The sequence below is a fragment of the Mycobacterium sp. NGS62 genome (genome assembly GCF_059812285.1).
Genome location: NZ_JCALCK010000090.1, coordinates 1 through 470, shown reverse-complemented (window position 1 = coordinate 470; position 470 = coordinate 1). Strand labels below are relative to the sequence as shown.

Below are 470 nucleotides of genomic sequence, written 5' to 3'. Positions count from 1 at the left end.
ACGCAGTACCCGGATCGGCTCGGGTGGCACGAACGAGGCCCGCACCAGCCCGTGCGCGCCCAGATCGGCGAGCCAGGCGGCATCGGAGACGTCGCTCTTACGGCCCGGCACATTCCTGACGTCACGGGCGTTGACCAGCATCACCTCGAAATGCTCCTCGAGCAGGTAGTAGAAGGGTCGCCAGTAATCGCTGGTGGCCTCCATCACCACGCAGGTGACCTTCTGCTCAAGCAAGTGATCCCGTAGGCCAACGATCCGGTTGGTCATCGCCCCCCACGTCGTCACCGTCGACGCGGTGCGCCTCTTGCCGGCACCCTGGATCCACACACACACCTTCGCGTCACGCTTGGAGATGTCGACTCCCGCGCACCGCGGATGCACCACATCCATCACCCACCACCGTTCCCGGACTCACATCCGATCCGAATCATCTTGTATAGGAATGTGTTCCGGGGAGGGCGGGGTAAAGA

At 63.4% G+C, this 470-nt stretch carries 1 protein-coding gene; it reads right to left on the bottom strand.

What is annotated here, in order from left to right:
• Positions 1 to 390 (bottom strand): IS110 family transposase (locus AC5Y49_RS24835; RefSeq protein ID WP_499892027.1); only part of this gene is annotated, 390 nt, incomplete at its 3' end.
• Between the last annotated feature and the right edge of the window lie 80 nt (positions 391 to 470).